Annotated in this window: 14 protein-coding genes; 3 read left to right on the top strand and 11 right to left on the bottom strand. The window is 68.1% G+C overall.

The window, feature by feature from the left end; all coding sequences use genetic code 11:
- Nucleotides 1-432 precede the first annotated feature (432 nt).
- From K4B79_RS46730 to K4B79_RS46700, 7 genes are all read right to left on the bottom strand, one after another.
- The gene (locus K4B79_RS46730; RefSeq protein WP_232033582.1) at nucleotides 433-966 is read right to left on the bottom strand and encodes a flavin reductase family protein; all 534 of its coding nucleotides are present in this window, start codon (nucleotides 964-966) and stop codon (nucleotides 433-435) included.
- Between the two features lie 220 nt (nucleotides 967-1,186).
- Nucleotides 1,187-2,170 carry an alpha/beta hydrolase gene (locus tag K4B79_RS46725; protein WP_232033581.1) on the bottom strand — a complete coding sequence of 328 codons (984 nt, stop codon included), beginning with the start codon at nucleotides 2,168-2,170 and terminating at the stop codon, nucleotides 1,187-1,189.
- Nucleotides 2,167-3,297 carry an LLM class flavin-dependent oxidoreductase gene (locus K4B79_RS46720; RefSeq protein WP_232033580.1) on the bottom strand — a complete coding sequence of 377 codons (1,131 nt, stop codon included), beginning with the start codon at nucleotides 3,295-3,297 and terminating at the stop codon, nucleotides 2,167-2,169. The genes K4B79_RS46725 and K4B79_RS46720 overlap by 4 nt, the downstream gene beginning before the upstream one ends.
- A gap of 94 nt (nucleotides 3,298-3,391) precedes the next feature.
- Nucleotides 3,392-4,288 carry an SDR family NAD(P)-dependent oxidoreductase gene (locus K4B79_RS46715; protein ID WP_232033579.1) on the bottom strand — a complete coding sequence of 299 codons (897 nt, stop codon included), beginning with the start codon at nucleotides 4,286-4,288 and terminating at the stop codon, nucleotides 3,392-3,394.
- Between the two features lies 1 nt (nucleotide 4,289).
- Nucleotides 4,290-5,192, bottom strand: coding sequence for an SDR family oxidoreductase (locus K4B79_RS46710; protein WP_232033578.1), 903 nt, complete (start codon nucleotides 5,190-5,192; stop codon nucleotides 4,290-4,292).
- 983 nt (nucleotides 5,193-6,175) lie between these two features.
- Nucleotides 6,176-6,847: an alpha/beta hydrolase gene (locus tag K4B79_RS46705; RefSeq protein ID WP_232033577.1), complete on the bottom strand. Its 672-nt coding sequence runs from the start codon at nucleotides 6,845-6,847 to the stop codon at nucleotides 6,176-6,178.
- A gap of 170 nt (nucleotides 6,848-7,017) precedes the next feature.
- On the bottom strand, nucleotides 7,018-8,082 hold the full coding sequence (locus K4B79_RS46700) for an alpha/beta hydrolase family protein (protein WP_232033576.1): 1,065 nt from the start codon (nucleotides 8,080-8,082) through the stop codon (nucleotides 7,018-7,020).
- Between the two features lie 756 nt (nucleotides 8,083-8,838).
- Between K4B79_RS46700 and K4B79_RS46695 the strand changes: the two genes are divergently transcribed.
- The gene (locus K4B79_RS46695; protein WP_232033575.1) at nucleotides 8,839-9,102 is read left to right on the top strand and encodes a hypothetical protein; all 264 of its coding nucleotides are present in this window, start codon (nucleotides 8,839-8,841) and stop codon (nucleotides 9,100-9,102) included.
- A complete protein-coding gene (locus K4B79_RS46690; RefSeq protein WP_232033574.1) occupies nucleotides 9,099-10,778 on the top strand; it encodes a sodium:solute symporter family transporter in 1,680 nt (559 codons plus the stop codon). The genes K4B79_RS46695 and K4B79_RS46690 overlap by 4 nt, the downstream gene beginning before the upstream one ends.
- A gap of 78 nt (nucleotides 10,779-10,856) precedes the next feature.
- On the opposite strand, the gene K4B79_RS46685 is transcribed toward K4B79_RS46690, so the two are convergent.
- From K4B79_RS46685 to K4B79_RS46670, 4 genes are all read right to left on the bottom strand, one after another.
- Nucleotides 10,857-12,392 carry a sensor histidine kinase gene (locus tag K4B79_RS46685; protein WP_232033573.1) on the bottom strand — a complete coding sequence of 512 codons (1,536 nt, stop codon included), beginning with the start codon at nucleotides 12,390-12,392 and terminating at the stop codon, nucleotides 10,857-10,859.
- Nucleotides 12,389-13,132 carry a response regulator transcription factor gene (locus K4B79_RS46680; RefSeq protein WP_232033572.1) on the bottom strand — a complete coding sequence of 248 codons (744 nt, stop codon included), beginning with the start codon at nucleotides 13,130-13,132 and terminating at the stop codon, nucleotides 12,389-12,391. The genes K4B79_RS46685 and K4B79_RS46680 overlap by 4 nt, the downstream gene beginning before the upstream one ends.
- 28 nt (nucleotides 13,133-13,160) lie before the next feature.
- Nucleotides 13,161-15,392, bottom strand: a complete 2,232-nt coding sequence (locus tag K4B79_RS46675) for an ArnT family glycosyltransferase (protein WP_232033571.1) — start codon at nucleotides 15,390-15,392, stop codon at nucleotides 13,161-13,163.
- A gap of 82 nt (nucleotides 15,393-15,474) precedes the next feature.
- A complete protein-coding gene (locus K4B79_RS46670; protein WP_232033570.1) occupies nucleotides 15,475-16,758 on the bottom strand; it encodes a bifunctional glycosyltransferase family 2/GtrA family protein in 1,284 nt (427 codons plus the stop codon).
- 562 nt (nucleotides 16,759-17,320) lie between these two features.
- Here K4B79_RS46670 and K4B79_RS46665 point away from each other — a divergent pair.
- A complete protein-coding gene (locus K4B79_RS46665) occupies nucleotides 17,321-18,028 on the top strand; it encodes a streptophobe family protein (RefSeq protein ID WP_232033569.1) in 708 nt (235 codons plus the stop codon).
- The last annotated feature ends 245 nt before the right edge of the window (nucleotides 18,029-18,273 follow it).

Here is an 18,273-nt window from a genome sequence, read left to right as displayed (position 1 = left end):
CAGGGCTGGCTGATCGTGCGGGCGTACCAGTCCCGAGGGGCAGGCCTGCCGATCACTTCATTGACCCACAGGCAGAACGCCGCGTGCCCTGCAGGAGACGCGTTCAACGGTGCGCAGAAGGCCCCGTGCGTGGAGTCGGACCCAGGTCATGCGCTGTGGCCATCTGCCGTGCAGGGCGGTATCGGTGGACGGCCACGCCGAGGCCATCCACAGCGGCACCTCGTACAGCGCCGGGCCCGCGGCACAGCGGCTACCGACGTTCCCGTGGCGTGCATAGCGGATGGCTACGCAGTTGGCCAGGACGCGATGTGCGATCGGCCGAGCCGCCTGAAGCTCACTCGCCCGTCGGGTCAGCGCGACACCACTACGTTCCGAGACGAGCCGAGCCACCTTCGGCGCCATCTGGGCGGAGTTCACTCCGGTTCTCCACGATCACGGGTCGCCGTCCAGCACCGTGTGGGTGCCGAACCTTCGCGCGTAGTAAGTCAAGGGCGCGCCGTCGCGATGGTCGGCGTGCAGGACCTTCCCCAGCAGCACCATATGGTCCCCGCCGTCGGCCATCGACTCGGTCTCACACGCCAGCCAGCCGAGCGCGTTCGGTAGTCGCGGCAGTCCATGGTCGAGCAGCCATCGGGTGTCCGCGAACTTGGCGGCCCCGCCCTTGCGGGCGAAGCGCAGGGCGACATCCGAGTGCGCCGAGCCCAGCACGTTGACGCCGAACCGGCCGGACCGACCCACGATGCTCAACAGCTCACTCGTCCGGTCCAGGGAGACGAGAACCATCGGAGGGGAAAGCGACAGGGACGCGAACGCGCTGACCGTTGTACCGTGCGGAACTCCCTCCTGGATTCCCGTCACGACCGTTACCGGCGTGACGACTTGGGCCATCGCGTCGCGGAACATCCGTGACAGGTAGCCCGAATCAAAGCTGCTCTCAGAGCTGCTCGTCGTGGAAATCGCCGTCATCACTACACCTCCGAGTGCTCGTTTCCCCGCCCTGTCGCGGGCGCCCATGAGGGCCTGGCCCTGCTACTGAGCGCGGGACCGGTCCCCGCGTCAGCAGCCGGGCCAGGCAGCCACTGCCGCTCTCCACGCTTACTTCGACGAGCAGAAGGGTGACTTCGCCCGGACAGCCTGCCCAGGGCGCTCGTCGTTGGCTGCCCTGGGCTCGTCAACAGCGATGTGGTCACTGCCGACGGACTTCGGGGGCAGGCGCCTCCGGCCCGCGCCCGACCTGGCGGAGAAAGGCATCGATGCGGTCGTTCGCCTGGTCCGCGAGAGGGATGGGGGCTGCGGTGAAGACATGCCCGCCGCCGGGATAGACAGCTATTTCGGCCTCGTTGCCGGCCGCGATCCAGCGGGCGTGCATGAACAACGAGTCGTCCAGGAACGGATCCAGAGTGCCTACCGTGAACAACGCCATCGGAAGATCCCGCAGGTCCGCGAACAGAGGCGACAGATCCGGATCCTGGCGTTGTTCGCTCAGGGGCGCGACCGCGTTCGTGCATGCTCGGATCATGTCCACCGAAACCGGCAGCGCGTTGGCGCCGAGCAGGGTCTGGCTCGGGGTCATCGAGAGGTCGAAATTCCCGAAGACCAGGTTCGCCGCCTGGAACCCGGTGGACCCAAGGCGCTCGCGCAGCCGGACCAGGACGGAGGCCGCGAGTGTCGCGCCCGCCGACAGGCCACCGATCGCGAGCGCATCGGTGCCGAACTCCGACTTCGCATTCTCGATCAGCCACAGCGCCGCGGACTCGGCGTCATCCCATGCCGCGGGGTGAGGGTGCGCGGGCGCCAGCCGGTAGTCCACGTCGATGCAGGCGAGCCCGGTGTTCCGCGCGATCCGCTCCAGCTCCTGATCCGACTGCGCCGCGCTGCCACTGACGAACCCGCCGCCGTGGAAGTTCAGGTAGACGCCCTTGGGGCGGTCCGGAGCGATGACCCGCAAAGCCAGTTCGTGACCGCCCCGCCCCGCTATCCGGATGGTGCGTGCCCGCTCCGAAGGCTGTGTGGGAGGCATCGGAATGCCGCCCCCCGCCTCGGGACCGGGCCCGCCCTTCACCAGCTCGCGAAGTCGTAGGTTGAACTCGGCTGTTTCGGGCGCGATGGCTTCCGCTCGGAACAACGTCCCGTCAAGCCCGCTCACCTGGACCGGTTCGGATGTAGTCATCGCACACCGGCCTCACTGGCGACCGCCGCGGATTCCGTGGCATCCCCGTCGATGCTGCTGCACGCCGGCCAGCTCTTGATCTCCGGCACGCAGTGCTCGGCGAAGCACCGCATGTTACGCACCGCCTCATCGTGAGGCATCCCGCCGAAGAACAGCTGCGGGAACATTCCCTGCGGATGGATCTGGTCGCGCGTCTCCTCCAGTCGTTTCAGCACCTGGTCCGGGGTACCCGCGATGATCTGCGAGACGAAGCCGTCCACCATGCGCTCCACGTCCTCGTCGGTCTCGATCGCCGGGATGGGCCCGTAGGCCGGACGGCCACGCATCTGGTAGTGCCAGATGCCGACGCGCTGCGCGTTGCCCCCGTACAGGCGGGCGATCTCCTGCGCACGGTCCGCGCTCTCGTCCACCACGATGATGCTTGAGGCGAAAGGCGCCGGAGGCTTGTTGTCGGGGGCGTGCGCTTCCCGCCATGCGTTCAGGTAGCTGTCGATCGGCAGCCCGCCTTCGGGCACCTTGAACGGAAGTGTGGTGGTCGTCAGCTGCCCCAGTCCCAGCCGGCCGGCCTGGCGCTGGCTGTCGGGAGAGCCGAGGGCCGCGAACAACCGCCCCTTGAAGGAACGGCCCGGTCGCGGGCGCAGCTCCACCCGCGGCTGCTGGAAGAACTCGCCGCCCTCCATCACGCCCGTCTCCAGTCCGTCCACGAGGAGCTGCAGCATCTCGTCGTAGCGCTGTCGCGCCGCCTCCGGGTCAATGCGCAGGCCCTTGTACTCGCGCGGCGCCATGCCACGCCCGAGTCCGATGATCGCCCGGCCGTTGGACACCTCGTCGAGGGTGATGATCTGTTCGGCCAGACGGACCGGGTCGTGCCAGGGCAGGACGAGCACCTGGGTACCCAACCGGATCCGCCGCGTGCGGCCGGCGAGGTAGGACAGGAACATCAGAGGGTCCGGAGCGAGGGAGTGGCGGGTGAAGTGGTGCTCAGTGAGCCAGACCGAGTCCAGACCCAGCTCCTCCGCGAGCACCCACCGTTCCACCTCCTCGCGTATGAACTGGCCGTCCGGGTAGTCGGCCTCCTCGCCGTCCGGACCATAGTGCTGAAGACCTGTGGCTATTCCTATGTGCATGCTGCTGCCTCCGAGAAATCGATTACTGGTTGTCGCGCGTGTAAGCCCGACGCGAGAAGACCGAGAGCAGGGTCGGCGAGAACGGACCGGTGCTTCAGCCAAACAATTCGGTGAGGGCGCGGCGCATCGCCCTGTCGGCCGCGAGGCGTTCGAGATCGGGTTCTTCATCCGGTATCAGGGCGAGGAGCGCCTCCCGCCGGAGTTCGATCAGGCCCTTGGCCATGCGTTCGGTGAACACGTAGGGCTCGTCGTGGCGGATGGCGTGTAGTACCTGACGGCCAACCTCCAACGGATCGCTGCCGAACGACGCGAGCATGCCCTTCAACATCTCGGGGTCCGGGCCGGCGTCGTGCGGTCCGAGGTCGGAACTGTCGACCCGGTATCGCTCCGGGCGCATGTCGCCGTGATCGTGGATGTTCGTGTTGACCGCCGAAGGGCAGAGGACCGTGACCCCGATGTCCTCGGCCGCCAAGTCCTCGCGCAGGCACTCCATCATCGCGACGACGCCGAATTTGGCGGTGGAATAGACTCCGCCGTCACCGGCGACCGTGATACCGCCGAGCGAGGCCGTTGCCATCACATGGCCGCCTTCCCTGTGCGCACGAATTCGCGGCAGAACAGTGGTGACACCATTGATGACGCCGCCGAGATTGACCCCCAGCAACCAGTCCCAGTCCTCCCAGGTGGCCTGTGCGATGGGGGTGAGGACGCCGATTCCCGCGTTGTTGCACAACACGTGGATACGGGAGAAGACCCGCTCGGCCTCATCGGCCGCCCTGGACCAGGCCTCACGGTCGGCCACGTCCAATTTGATGAGGTGGAACTCCGCTCCGCCTCGCGCCAGAGTCTCTTCGGCCGCCGCCAGATGGTCGTCCCTGATATCGACGACGACCACTTTCATGCCGGCTCGGGATAACGCCTTCGCCATGCCGAGCCCGATACCGGAGGCGCCCCCGGTGATGAACGCGACCTTTCCCGAAAGGTCCCGCATCTCAGTCTCCCTCCCCGACCGGACCGCGGTTTCCGGTCCGTCCCTGCGCTGTGTAGACAGCGCCCCACAGGTCAGGCGGCGGACCGCCGCCCGGCAGCGCGCGGTCGGGCGCTGCCTCACAGGCCGTCAGCAGAGGATCGAAATACCGCGCGATATCCTCGCGGAACTCGGCGTGGGTGAGTACGTACATGTCGTTCCGACGCATTCCCTCGAGCACTCGGCGCCCGACCTCGACGGCCTCCATCCCCGCATCCATCGGCGAGCCCCGCGGCGGCAGCGGCGGGCCACCTGGGCTGTTTGACGGCAGGGGGGAGCGGTCCCCCCAGGTGTTGTTGCGTGTCAGGCCCGGACAGAGAACCGATACGCCTATGTCTGAATCGAGCAGTTCGGCGCGCAGGGCCTCCATCATGCCCAGCACTCCGCGCTTGGCCACCGAGTAGATCCCGGAGATGTTCAAGGGCGTCAGCGCCGCCATGGACGCCGTGGAGATGATGTGGCCGCCCTGGCCGTGCGCGAGCATCCTGCCCAGGAAAGCCTGCACGCCGTTCACGACCCCACCGAGGTCGACCCCGAGAATCCGGTCCCAGTCGTCGTAGCCCGCTTCCGCGATCCGCCCGAGCGAACTGATCCCTGCGTTGTTCACCAGGACATGGACGTGCCCGAACACATGCTCAGCCTCATCCGCCGCCCGCTGCCAATCGATGCGATCGGTTACGTCCAGGGGGATGAAGTGGAAGGAGCCGCCAGCCTGCGTCAGCAGGTCGCGGGCCTTGGCCAGGTGGTCCTCGCTGACGTCAGTGACGATGACCTTCATACCGCTTTCCGCGAAGGCTCGGGCTATTCCCAGACCGATGCCACTGGCCGCTCCGGTAACGAACGCGACCTTGCCTGCAACGTCTCTCATCGTGCATGACCTCCTCACCAAGCCCCCCGCTATGTCCTGAATAATAGGACTGCAATGTCGCTCGATAGGACAAGTGAAGCCGAGGGGGTCCAGCAAGTCAAGGGTGGATGACCGCTAAACGGGACAGGCGTGTCCCGCACTGCGGTCATTCTGTTGAAGAGGGCCCCCAGCGCTGCGCACACGGAACCCGCCTCACAAGCTGGCGGCGACGGCGAATAGATCACCGAGTGGGCCACCGCGACGCTCCGGTCCCTCGCCGCAGCCGCCCACACACAAGAGCAGCACCGCTGGAAGTGCACAGTGCGTCACCGCGTGGGGCTGGGGAGGCGGGCGTCGGCGTTCGCTTCTTGTGTCGGCTTCGCCGTAGGCGCGGGTGCCCGGGAGCGTCTCGCGTTACAGGGACGCGTGGATCTTTCACAGGCCGCGTTGTCCGCGTGGGCGCCGACCGTACCCGTCGTCCCTGGCTCGGTGGCGGCGCGGCAGGATCGCGGTGAAGTAGGAGCTGCCGGGCAGCGGCGGCGTACAGTCGGGCGCCACTTGCGGCTGGAGCGCGGCACGGAACGGGCCCCGGTGTCCTGCACTGCCCGAAAGAAGTTGGGCGCGTAGTAGTCGGCGTCGGTCGGCAGGAGCGTCATCGATGCATGCAGGTGTACCAACAGGCCTAACGCGTAAGTGAGTTCATCGACGTCATCGGCTCCGAAGCCGAGCCCACCAGAGCCCGTGTGCCCGCACTCCACGAGGGCCGCCGTGCGAACCAAGGGGCGGTCGAACGTGCAGACGCTGCCGCTGTGTTTACGAAAGTGCCAGCTAAGAAGGCAGGGCGAGCACGAAGCACACCACGACGCGTGCCGGGAACGGCGTTGGCCTCTAGTGGGAGGCCGAAGCGCCGGACAGCCGGGGACGTTCGTGGGCCACAACTGCGCAGAAGTCCCTACGTCGGCAATCGCCCCCACCACTGCGTTCGTTGTGCCACCACGCTGCTTTCAGCGGCGGCCGCGACCGGCAGGCGTACCTCCGACGATCAGTTCCGCGAGTTCAGCCGGACGCGTCAGGAACGGCGCGTGGTCCGTGGGCCACTCGATGACCTCGGATGCGTTCGCTGCCATCTTGCGCTGCGACACCGGCGGCAGAGCCTGGTCGTTCGTGCACACGAGGTAGGTGCTCGGAATCGAGCGCCACGCAGCTTCGGCGTCCGACACGCTGGGGCCCTCCAGCGGCATGGGGCGCAGGCGCGCGACCCAGGCGGTGGCCGCCTGCGCGTCGGCATCGCCGTAAAACACGGCGGCGGCCGCCTGGGGATCCACCCTCAGCTCCAGTCCGTCGATGAGGAGTGACGCGCTGAGGAGGCTGCTTGTCGCCGGCACGTCCTCATCGCGCGGATCACCGAGAAACGCCGCGACATAGACGAGCCGGGTCACAGGAAGGCCGGTCGCAGCCTGGGTGATCACCCGCCCACCGTAGGAGTGCCCGACGACGATCGCGTCGCCTCCCGCAGCCTGGATCGCTGAGCGAGCTGCGGCAACATCCTCAGCAAAGCCGGTCAGTGGCAGTTCGACGGCTGTCGCCTCGACACCGCGATGCTGCAACTCGGCGACGACGCCGTCCCAGCACCAAGCTCCGTGCCAAGCTCCATGGATCAGTACAACCTTTGTCACTGTGCAACTCGTTCCATCTATGGGCCGGCGAGGCCATCTGTCACAACTCAGCCGACAAGCTGACTTGGAGCCCCGCTCCGCGCCGTCATGAAGAAGGGCAATTACTCGCAACACTGCGGGCAACCGCAAACAAGGGTTATGGACGCACGGCCAGGTCGATGTCCAACACGTCACCTGCCCGCAGACGACAGCTGGTGGCGGTCGATCCATTCGAACATCAACTCAAGCACCTGGGGCATCTTGGAAGCGGCGCAGTGTCCGGTGTCTGGAAGCAAGTGGACTTCCGTGTCCCGGCGGCCGACGAAAACAAGGGTGTCCTGCTGTGGAACATGGACATCACCGGCACCATTGATGACCAGCATCGGCACGTTCGTGTTCAGGTTGAGCAGTGGACGCAGGTCAAACGGCGGCCAGATCCGGGCCAGTTGCGCATCATTCGGTTCATGGTCGAACCCTAACGCATTGCCGACGCTGCCTTCCATGCCATACGCGAAGGTCCGATCCCGGGCGAATGCCGCTTCGATGGGACCGCCGATGACGATCGCCGCGTCGACATCCCCCGCCAGGCCCGAGCAGGCCGAGAAATGACCGCCCATCGATATGCCGAGATGCAGGACGCGCCCGTTGCCAAGCGCCCGCGCCTCGATGGCCAGGGCGCGCACCAGGTCAGCGCCGTCCTCCGAGTCCATGGGGCCAGCGCATTCACCCGTGCCCGGTATGTCAAAGGCCAGCACGCCCATACCAGTTCGCAGGGCCACCGCCTCGAAGAGCCCGTGCAGATCCATTTTCCAGGTGTCCACTCCGCCGCTGGCGAGCAGGACGGGGGCGTTGCCTGACCAGCCCGGCGGAGTGAGAAAGTGCGCGGGTACAGCGGTGACCCCCTCGCCGCAGGGCACCTGGACGGCCCGGCGCTGAAACCCGACCTTGAAACCGGGAGCGGCAAGCAGGTATTGCTTGAGCTGGCGCTCCAGCGCCGTACGCTTGGCGTCGTCAGCCAGCGTGGGAAACTTCGCCCATCCGTAGGCCAGCGCCGCAAGCTGATGCTCACCAAGCTCCGCATATCCGGCGGCCAGTCGCGACCACTCGTACACCCAGCCGCCCGGCTCGTCGAGCCACATGTCAGTGACCGTCGATCGGACGGTGTCGACGTCCGCGGAAGGCAAACCGTTGTTCACCATCTGCCAGTACCGCTCGACGAACAGGTCCTCGGGGGCGACCTTCCACCGGTAAGGCATGCGGAAACCTACTTCCCAAACAGCGCTGATACAGGACTTTTGCTTTGGATACCGCAGGGAGCACGCCCCTGGCCCTTGACCGGGCGCGGCCTGCTTCCCCCGCCTCGGCGAAAGCGGACCGCCTCCGCGACACCCGGCGTCAGCAGGAAGTGCCTCCGCTCCGCCCATGCCGAAGAGGTCATCGTCGCCGCGGACACGGGAGCGGAAGGGGTCAGCACGGTGAGGCAAGCAGGAACCCGAGGTTGCGGCTCGGACGAAAGCTGCCGCTCTGTCACACAGGTCCTCCTCACCCCGACCAAAGGCTGGTTCCACACATCCGACCGGCTCACCGGTCCTCGACAGGAGTGCTCAGCTCTCAGCGCTGGCGATACAACCACTCCACGCCACCGACACTATTGTCCCGCTTGACAGAACTCAAGTTTCACATCAGAGGACATTCACGAACGCTTCCGGTATCGTCTGCGCCTGCGTCGACGCCTCGCCGGCGGCTCTCCGCCGCGGTTGCCGCTGCCCCGGCCGCTCGACGACGACAGCCCTCCCCCACGTCCGGGCCGCCAGGCGCTGCCGCCCGTTGTCCAAGCGCTGCCCTGCGGCTCGGGGTCGGCTCCCAGAGCGGCCGCCGACCGACCCACACCCGACCAGCACGTGAAGGTAGCGATGCGACTCTCAGCTCAGCCACCAAAGCACCACAGGTTCCCCGATCACGCCGCCCAGTCGCCGCTGTCCCAAGCGCGTCGACGGGCAGCGCACCTGGACTTGTCCTACCTCGTACCCAACGCCCTGTGCTTCGGCACCGCGGTCACCCTGATCGCGCTCCCTGGCGATCTGCTCGCCACGCGACTGTTCAGCACCGACATGTCTGTGGGCCTGTCGCTGTATCTGCTCCAGGCAGTGGCCCTGCTGGCAACGGCCCGCCGCTTCGACCATCGCAGTGCACGCCTGCTGGACCCGCTGCAGCACGCACCGGCCGAGGCGAACGCAACCGCCGTGCCCGTCCAGCAGATCGGAGGGTTCAGATGAATCACAGCAGCACCTTCCTCGCGGCGGCGGCCGATGATCCCTACGCCTTGGTCCTCAGCTCCTTCATGCTCTTCATGGTCCTCGCCCTCTTCGGCTCGGTCTTCGCGGGCCTGCGCGGAGACTCTCCGTCGGAGTTCTACATCGGTGACCGGCAGGGTTCGGCGTTGAAGAACGGCCTGGCCTTGGCGGGATGCTATGTCTCGACATCTTTGCTGCTCAGCGTGACCGGTGTGGTGGCAACCGTCGGCTTCGACGGCATCACCGCCGCGACCAGCGTGCTTCTGTCGATGGGTGTCCTCCTTCTGCTGGCACGCCCTCTGCAGCTCAGCGGCTCCCTCACCCTCGGCGACCTCTTCTCGCTCCGGGCGCCGGGCACCGCGCCTCGGGTGGCCGCCGCGGTGGTCACCCTCGCGGTCACCGCTCCGTACCTCGTGGCTCAGCTCATGGCCGCCGGAAACGTCACCGCGGCATTCCTCGGGTTTTCCGGCATCGGGGTGCAGCAGATGTGCACCGTGCTCATCGGAGGCCTGGTGGTCACCTGCGGCATGCTCAGCGGCGCCAAGGGGCTCACCGTCATACAGGTGATCGCCGCTGCCGTCACGCTCGCGGCCATGATCTTCGCGTCCTTGGCCGTGCTCCGCCTCTTCCACGGAGATGTCGGCTCCCTGCTCACCGCCGCGGACGCGCACAGCATCCGTCCCGGCCGGTATCTGAGTACCGGTGGCCTCATCAACGTCGGACCGACACCACGTCTGGACATTGCCGCGGGCCAGGTCATGACCGTCCTGGGCGGCGTCTGCATGCCTCACGTCCTCAGCCGCGTCTCTGCGGCAAGGGACACCGCCACAGCACGCCGCTCCGTCCGGTACGCGACCGGTGTCGTCGCGCTCGTGTGCGTCACCGTGGTCATTCTGGGCATGGGGGCATCGGCCCGAGTCGGTGCTGACACCATTCTCTCCGGGCAGTCCAATGCGGACGACTCCCTGATGCTCGTGGCCAGCAGTCTGGACGACCGGCTGGGAAGTGGCATGAGCCGTCTGCTTTTCACCGCGCTCGCCTGCGCGATCTTTCTCAGCGTGCTCGCCGTCGTGGGCGCCACCACGCTGGCAGCGGCCGCCGCCCTGGCCCGGGACACGTACCACCATCTCGTTCAGCGCAGGCAGTCCGACCCCACGCGTGAACTGATGGTGGCGCGCATAGCCGTCCTGCTCTTCGGCGTCCTCGGCATCCTGCTCGCCGTACTGGCGCAGGGACGCTCAACCGCTTTCCTGGCTCAGCTCGCCATGGCAGTGGCCGCATCGACCGTGGCCCCCGTTCTGCTCTACACGTTCTACTGGGACCGCTTCAACCGAACGGGGCTGCTGTGGGCCGTGTACGGCGGAATCATCCTGAGTGGCGGCCTTGCCGTGTCCTCGCCCTCCGCCTCAGGCAGCTCTCAGGCCTTCTTGCCGAACGCGGACTTCGCCTGGTTCGACCACAGCACCCCGGTTCTGGTCTCCGTCCCGGCCGCCTTCCTGCTGGGATGGGCGGGCAGCCTCGTGGGGCACCGTCGAGCCCACAGACACCAGGCAGAGGACGCATCGGTCACCAGCGCTGTCCTGCTCGTCGGGCGGACGGCCGCCACAGCGGTAGCAACTGGACGCACGGCTGGGCGGCGACCCGAGCGAAGTGACTGAGCAGGGCCTGGGTACATCAGGGTCCCCCTCTTCGCCACCCACCGGCGGGCCGGCGCACAGTGGCAGGACCGGCGGCGATCAGCCGGAGACGCCGCTGGATCGCCCGTCCGAACGCCCCGCGGGGAGGACAAGGCGGAAGGTGCATCCTCTGCCCGGCGCGGTGTCGAGTTCGAGGCGGCCACCGTGGCCTTCCGCGACCGCGGCGGCAATCGAGAGGCCCAGGCCACTACCACCGTGGGTGCGGGAGCGGGAAGGGTCAGCACGGTAGAAGCGCTCGAAGACGTGCTTGGCGTCCTGGGCCGTGAGCCCGGGCCCTTCGTCCGCTACTTCCACCACGCCGGCAGGCGTACCGTCCGGCAGGGGTGGTGACGCGCCAACGACCCCCGGGCGGTCGGATCCGCAGGTGTTCACGCCCACCCGGGTCTCACCCACCCTGACGTGGACCGCAGTGCCGGCCGGGGTGTGGACACGGGCGTTGGACAGTAGATTGTCGACGATCTGTCTCAGCCGATGGGGGTCGCCGACGGCCTCGACCACATCCAGTTCGCCGTTGCCCGCCGGGTCCGACAGGGGGCCCAGATCGACCGGATGGCTCGCCCCGTGCAGGGCGGCGGTCCGCACGGCGTCCGCCGCCAGGGAGAGCAGGTCCACCGGGTTTTTGTCGTACGACGGTTCCCTGTCCAACTGGGCGAGAAGTTGGAGGTCGTCGACGAGGAGACCCATCCGCTCCGCGTTCTGGGCGATCAACTGGTGGGTCTCGGTCTGCTCATGGGCCGACAGGCGCTCCCGGAGGAGTGCGAGCTGTGCGTAGCCCTGGATGGCGGTGAGTGGAGTGCGCAGTTCGTGGCCGGCGTCGGCGACGAAACGTCGCATGCGCGCCTCGGATGTCTCCCGTTCACGAAGCGCCAACTGCAGCCTCTCCAGCATGGAGTTCAGCACCCGGCCGAGCCGGCCGATCTCGGTGCGCGCATCGATGTCGGGGAGTCGCAGATCCAGTTGCCCCGCTCCGATGCGCTCGGCGGTGTGCTCCATACGAGTCAGCGGGAGCAGGCCCAGCCGTACCACCCAGCGGCCCAGCGCGAGCAGGGCGGCGACGGTGAGCACCAGCAACACCGCGTTCAGCCAGAGAATCTTGGACGTGGTGGCGTCGACGGTGTCCAGCGGCAGAGCCACCACGGCGTGCATGTCCTGCGGACCGGAACTCAGCAGAACTCTCCACCGGCTGTCGCCGCTGACGGATGCCACCGTCCCTGGACGGCCGACGTGCAGACCGAGCTGCGCCACCGAATCCCCGATCCGTGGACCTGGCTTGCCGTCGGCACCGAGCGACACGGCCATCCGCCGACCGGAGCCGTCGTAGAAGTAGACACGGAAGTCCGAGGGCAGGACGTCGGGACGGTCCCCGGGGTTGTTGTCCTTGAGAGCCTCGAAGTAAGCCGGTCCGGGTGGGTGGAAGTCGGCCAGTTGCTGGTCGACCCGGTCCAACAGCCATGAGCGCAGCACCAAGAACCCGATGAGCTGGGAGACGGCGACGGCGACCGTCGCCAGCAGCGCCGCCGCCAGGATCAGGCGCCGCCGCAGGGACCCGGGGATTCGGGGCAGCAGCCGGCTCACGGCTCCGCCGTCCCACCCGGCTCGCGCGGCAGCCGCAGGCAGTAGCCGATGCCGCGCACCGTGTGGATGAGTGGCGGCCCGAGGCGGTCGACCTTCTTGCGCACGTACCTCACGTACGTCTCGACGATCCGGGCATCTCCGGCGAAGTCGTAGCTCCACACGTGATCGAGAATCTGAGCCTTGGTCAGGACCCGGCCCGGGTTGGCCATCAGATAGGCGAGCAGCTTGAACTCGGTCGGCGACAACGGAACGTAGTGCCCGGCGCGGTGCACCTCGTGAGCGCCCTCGTCGAGCTCAAGGTCGGCGTAACGCAGCACGGTCTCCGCAATGAGCGGTTCCGAACCCTGGACGACCGTGCGGCGCAGGATGGCCTCGATGCGGAGCAGCACTTCGTCGATGTGGAACGGCTTCGTGACATAGTCGTCGCCGCCGGAGCTCAGCCCCGTGATGCGGTCGTCGACGTCGATGCGGGCGGTGAGGAACAGCACGGGTACGTCGTTTCCGGCCGCCCGCAATCGTTGTGTGACCTCGAAGCCGTCCAGGTCGGGGAGCATCACGTCGAGCAGCACCAGGTGCGGCTCCCGCCGTTGGATCTCGACGAGGGCGGACTGGCCGTTCTCCGCGGCGCTCACCTCGTATCCGGTGAGCCGGAGGGTGGACTCCAACAGGGTGCGGATGCTGGGTTCGTCCTCGACCACGAGGAGCCTGTATCGCGCCCTGTCCCCGGGCTGCTCTGTCATCGTGCTGTGCGGTCCGTTCTGTTGCCGTTCACCGAGCGGCGCAGTCGTAGAGCACCGAGGCACCGAAGAGCACCTCACTACCCGTCTCCTGCTGAGACGTCGTGCTGCCTCCGTACGCCGACGCCGAGACCTTGGTGCAGTTCTTGGAGATCCACTCCGAGCGGCCAGTGGCGTTCTCCTGTGACATGCCGGGCCTCGTCATCGCTCCACCGCCGGCGTTGTCCGATCCAACGATGTAGCGCAGCTCACCGTTCCCGGTCCATTTCTTCAGCTGGGCGACCGAGGGCGCGTCGTCGGAGCCCATGAAGCCGCCCATGCCGATCACCGTCTCGTCACTGTTCAGGATGAACGCGCTGGTGGCGTTGGCGCCGCCTGACACAGCGAGCTTGATCCGGGCCTTCGGTGAGTGCTTCACGGCGTAGTCGAGCATCTTGCGCTGGTCGGAGGTGAGTGCCGAGCCGCTGGAACCACCGAATCCGCCGGACATCGCGCCGGATCCGCCGGGGAAAGCGGGAAGACCGCCAGAAGCCGATCCTGAGCCATCGGACACACCGGGCATGCCGCTGGGGAGGCCGCTCGGCATACCGCCCTGGTCACCACCGGGCATCCCCGACGGCATCCCCCCGGACGGCTGCCCGTTCTGCTGCCCCGAGTCGGAACCCCCGCCCGGGAAACCCTCCATACCCGAGGGCATCCCGGAAGGCATTCCCGACGACCCCTGATTCCCAGACGAGCCCTGCCCAGGTATGCCAGACAATCCGAAGGCCGACAGCGAACTCCTCGGTCCCGCTGTCGGGTTGGCGCCGCCCATGAGATTCGACGAACCCGACGAAGCCGACACGCTCGCCGCCCACGCCCCAGGTGCCACGAGCATGGACACCACCGCGGCAGCCGCCCCGGCCAGGAGCAGGTTGCCACCGCGCCGGGACAGAAGGAGTGCGATCGCCGCGCAGCCGATCAGCAGCACGGGCCAGATCAGCCACCCGTTCCAGTCCGGCGTACGGCGGACGAGAACCATCGCCCAGCCGACCGTCACCGCCACGGCCGCCGCGCCGGCCCAGACAGCCCACGCCACACCGGCCCGGTGAACACGGATCAGGGTGGCCAGCATCCCACCGCACAGGGCGGCGATCGCCGGGGCCAACTGGGTGGTGTAGTACGGGTGGAAGATGCCCTTCTGCGTGGAGAACACGGCCACGCACACGATCAGCCAGCTCCCCCACAGCAGCCAACCCGAGGCGGGCAGCACGCCGGACTGGTCCAGTCGCCCGCGGCGGTACAGGACTGTGCACACCACCGCGAGCGCCAAGGCTACGGCGCAGGTCGGCAGCAGCCAGCTGATCTGCCCGCCGACCTGGGTGTTGAACATGCGGCCGAGACCCGCCTCGCCGCCGAATCCCCCACCCATGCCAGCCATGGCCTGCGACGAGCCGTCGCTGGAGCCGAAGACCCGGCCGAGTCCGTTGTAGCCGACCACCAGGTCCCAGGCCGACCCGTTCTCGCTGCCACCGATGTAGGGCCGGTCCCCCGGCCAGAGCGCCACCATCGCAACCCACCACAGGGACGACGCCACCAGGACGGCTCCCGCGCCCAGCAGCCGCCCGACCCTCGCGGCCCAGGCACCGCTCCCCGCCACCAGCCAGGCGAGGGCGAACGAGGGCACCACCATCCAGGCCGCGAGCATCTTGGTGAGGAAGCCGCACCCGATCAGGAACCCGCTCGCGCACAGCCACCAGGTCGCCGCCCGGCCCTCTGCCTGCAGGGCACGGGTGAGCGCGTACGCCGCCGACACCAGCAGCAGGACGAGCAGCGTGTCGGGGTTGTTGTCCCGGTTGATGGCCACGGTGATGGGGGTGAGGGTCATCACCAGGGCGGCGAGCAGTGCGGCCTGCTCCCCTGCCCAGCGGCGCACGGTGCGGTGCAGCACGAACACGCCGGCCACGCCCTCGATCACCTGCGGAAGGATCAGCGCCCACCCGTGCAGCCCGAAGATCTTGCTGCTGATGACCTGGGGCCACAGCGCGGCCGGTGGCTTGTCGACAGTGACGACCCCGGCCGGGTCGTAGGAGCCGAAGAGGAAGTAGGTCCAGCTCTTCCCCATCGACTTCACGGCCGCGGAGTAGTAGCTGTTGCCCCAGCCCAACGAGCCGAGCGCCCAGCCGTACAGCACGGCTGCGACGAGCAGGATCACGCCGAGAGCGGCCGGCGCCGCCCAGGCGGGCAGGGAGCGAGGAGGAGTTTCCGAGAGACCGTCAGACACTGGGGTGACGGACAGGGCCCGGTGGGACTCGTTCATGGAAGGGAATCAGCTCTCGTCAGAAGTCTCGATGGCGCAGCTTGGGTCAGGCGGTGGTCTTGCGGCGGAAGACAGCGAGCCGCAGCACGGCGAAGCGGACGGCGGTGACCGCGACGGACGCGGCGGCCAGGACGGCGGTCTCGGCGGCCGCCGAGGCCCCGGGGTCGGTGTGCTTGAACCACAGCACCGCTCCGGAGGTGACCAGGTAGCCGAGTACGAACAGGGCGCCCGCGCCCAGATGCGCCCGCGCGGGCCGGGTTGCGGCCTTCCGGAAGGTGAGACGGCGGTTCGCCTCGGTGTTCAGCACCGTCAGGATCAGCAGCGACACCAGGTTGGCGGCAGCGGGCTGCCACCAGCCGCGCAGCAACCAGTACAGCAGCGCCTGCCCGATGGTGGAGGCGATGCCGATCGCGATGAAGCAGCCGACCTCCCACGACAGCACGCCCCGCCCCGTGGGCGGCGCGAGAACGGCGTCCGGGTGCTCGGCGGCCGGTGCGGGGCGGCGGGGCAGTTCGACACGGGCGGCGCCGGAGGCCTTGAGCCGCGCCATCCGCCACAGGCCCTTGAGGTCATCGGTAGCCGTGCTCACCACGTCGACCCTGGTGTCGACGTCCTCCACCCAGTCGACCGGCACCTCGTGGACGCGCAGCCCGTTGTGCTCGGCGAGCAGCAGGAGTTCGGTGTCGAAGAACCAGGCGTCGTCCCGGGTCACCTTCAGCAGAGGGCGCAGCACCTCCGTACGGGCGGCCTTGAAGCCGCACTGGGCGTCAGTGAAGCGGACGCCGTGGGTGAGCCGGATGATTCCGTTGTAGCAGCGGGAGACGAACTCGCGGCGCGGCCCGCGCACGGTACGCGCACCCGGGGCCAGCCGACTGCCGATCGCGATGTCGGAGTGCCCCGTGGCGAGCGGGGCGACGAGCGGCAGCAGCCCGTCGAGACCGGTGGACAGGTCCACGTCCATGTAGGCCACGATGTCCGCGTCGCTGCACCCCCACACGATGCGCAGGGCGAGGCCCCGGCCTTTGCGTTCCAGGTGCACGGCATCAACGCCAGGCAGTTCCTCCGCGAGGCGGCGGGCGACGGTGAGCGTGCCGTCTGTGCTGGCGTTGTCGGCGACGGTGATGCGCCAGGGGAACGGAAAGCCCTCGGTCAGCCGGGCGTGCAGGGTACGCAGGCAGCCGGGCAGAGCGCGTTCCTCGTTGTAGACGGGCACGACGATCTCCACGCTCGCCTTCCCGGAGCCGGCGTGGGCGGTCCCGCCAGGGGATTGGAAGGCGACGGTCCGGCCGGGGCTGTGCGTGAAAGCCGTGCCGTGCGGGGTGGGTGACATGGCTTCCTCAGGCGGAGACGGGACATGGGGTGCGGCTCCATAGGGGGACGCGAGCAGAGCCCGACTCTCACCCACTCCACTGGGAGACCCGGGAGAGAAATGCGAGAACTGACAGAGAGTCAGGTGACGGTGGCCTGATCACAGCGCTACGGCAGGCTTCGCAGCCTCGGTCGGCGCTGCCTCTACCCCCCTTGCTGCCATACAGGGTCCGTCGCAACCCAGGGCACGGTGCCTGACCGCCAGTGGCTGGAATGTTCTGCTGATCATTGCCCTGGGAATGTCGCGGCAGCCGGCGAACCTCAGCTGGAGGCGGCAGCGGATCCCGGACCACGCCAGCCCTCGTCTCGGCACGAATCCGACACCGCCGCCGTTCCGCCTCTCGGCCAACTCCCACAGATCTCCCGGTGAACAACCAGCAGCAACTGCCACTGTCGGCTGTCACTCCGGTACCGCCTCGTCCATCCGGACGAGGGTGCCCTGCACGACCTCTATGAATTCCGGCCCGTCAAGCGCCGTTCGGCATGGCCATGAGCCGGTCCCCCGTCCTCGGAGGAGCCTTCCGATGCCCGCTTCGTCCTCGCCTGTCCCCGCACCACGCGGCAGCGTCGGTCGCCACGCCCTGGAGGGCGGCGCCGCCGTCACCGCCGCGGCCGCGATGATGTCGGCCTGCGGCGTCACCGCGGCACTCGCGCTCGGTGCCCAGAACAGCACTGCGCTGTCCCGGCTGGTGCCGGCCCTTTTGAGCATGGCCGTCGGCGGTCACCTCACACTCGACTCCGGCTCGGCCGCGACCAGCGGAGGTCAGACCGGGACGCCGGGCGATATGCCAGGTGATGGTCTCACCCTCGAACTGGGCGGGCAGGTGTCCGCGCTACCACTGCCCCTGACGTTCCTGGAGACCATAGTGCTCGCGGTCGGCTTCCTCCGGCCTTTGCGTCGCCGGGCCCGCCCGACACCCGATCTGCTCTGGGCGCGGTTCGGCGGGGCACTCGCCGCCACCCTGGTCCTGTTCACGGCATCGGCGCTGCTCGGCCACGGCACCGTACGTCTGCCCAAGGGCTTGATGCAGAGCATGGGGACGGGAACGGGTGGTTCGGGCGGCGGGAACGGTGGCATCCCCGGAAACGGTCTGTCCTCGGTGGGGTTCCGTACCGATGTCGTCTCCACTGCGTTCTTCGCACTTCTGTGGGTGGTTCGTCGTCGGGATCGACTGTCTCGCGGCCCGGCGAACGACGCTTCCTCGCCCTCTTGCCCTCAGCCGCCTTCGTAGCGGACGCACTGCTGGGCAGCCATGTGGAGCTCGCACTGCGTTCGGGTATCGCGGTCGGCATGGCGACGATGCTCCTCTGCATGACGGCACAGGCATCCGCTCAGATCGGAATGAGCATGGGGGGTGCTTCTATCTGTTCGGTCAAGGTCTGTGGGCTTGGTCAGGCTGTTTGTTGGTGCCCGGGTTGGTAGAGGGTGCTGTGCTTGAGCATGGCGTGCAGGACGTCGACGCGGCGGCGGGTGAGG

The sequence above is a fragment of the Streptomyces lincolnensis genome, assembly GCF_021173675.1.
Classification (GTDB): Bacteria; Actinomycetota; Actinomycetes; order Streptomycetales; family Streptomycetaceae; genus Streptomyces; species Streptomyces lincolnensis_B.
This window is presented reverse-complemented; position numbering and strand designations above follow the sequence as displayed.

Coding starts and splice junctions, on each gene's coding strand:
- K4B79_RS46715 (WP_232033579.1), bottom strand. CDS start 4,288: ATGCGGGACCTTTCGGGAAAGGTCGCGTTCATCACCGGGGGCGCCTCC.
- K4B79_RS46670 (WP_232033570.1), bottom strand. CDS start 16,758: ATGTCACCCACCCCGCACGGCACGGCTTTCACGCACAGCCCCGGCCGG.
- K4B79_RS46700 (WP_232033576.1), bottom strand. CDS start 8,082: ATGCCTTACCGGTGGAAGGTCGCCCCCGAGGACCTGTTCGTCGAGCGG.
- K4B79_RS46710 (WP_232033578.1), bottom strand. CDS start 5,192: ATGAGAGACGTTGCAGGCAAGGTCGCGTTCGTTACCGGAGCGGCCAGT.
- K4B79_RS46690 (WP_232033574.1), top strand. CDS start 9,099: ATGAATCACAGCAGCACCTTCCTCGCGGCGGCGGCCGATGATCCCTAC.
- K4B79_RS46665 (WP_232033569.1), top strand. CDS start 17,321: ATGCCCGCTTCGTCCTCGCCTGTCCCCGCACCACGCGGCAGCGTCGGT.
- K4B79_RS46730 (WP_232033582.1), bottom strand. CDS start 966: ATGACGGCGATTTCCACGACGAGCAGCTCTGAGAGCAGCTTTGATTCG.
- K4B79_RS46680 (WP_232033572.1), bottom strand. CDS start 13,132: ATGACAGAGCAGCCCGGGGACAGGGCGCGATACAGGCTCCTCGTGGTC.
- K4B79_RS46720 (WP_232033580.1), bottom strand. CDS start 3,297: ATGCACATAGGAATAGCCACAGGTCTTCAGCACTATGGTCCGGACGGC.
- K4B79_RS46725 (WP_232033581.1), bottom strand. CDS start 2,170: ATGACTACATCCGAACCGGTCCAGGTGAGCGGGCTTGACGGGACGTTG.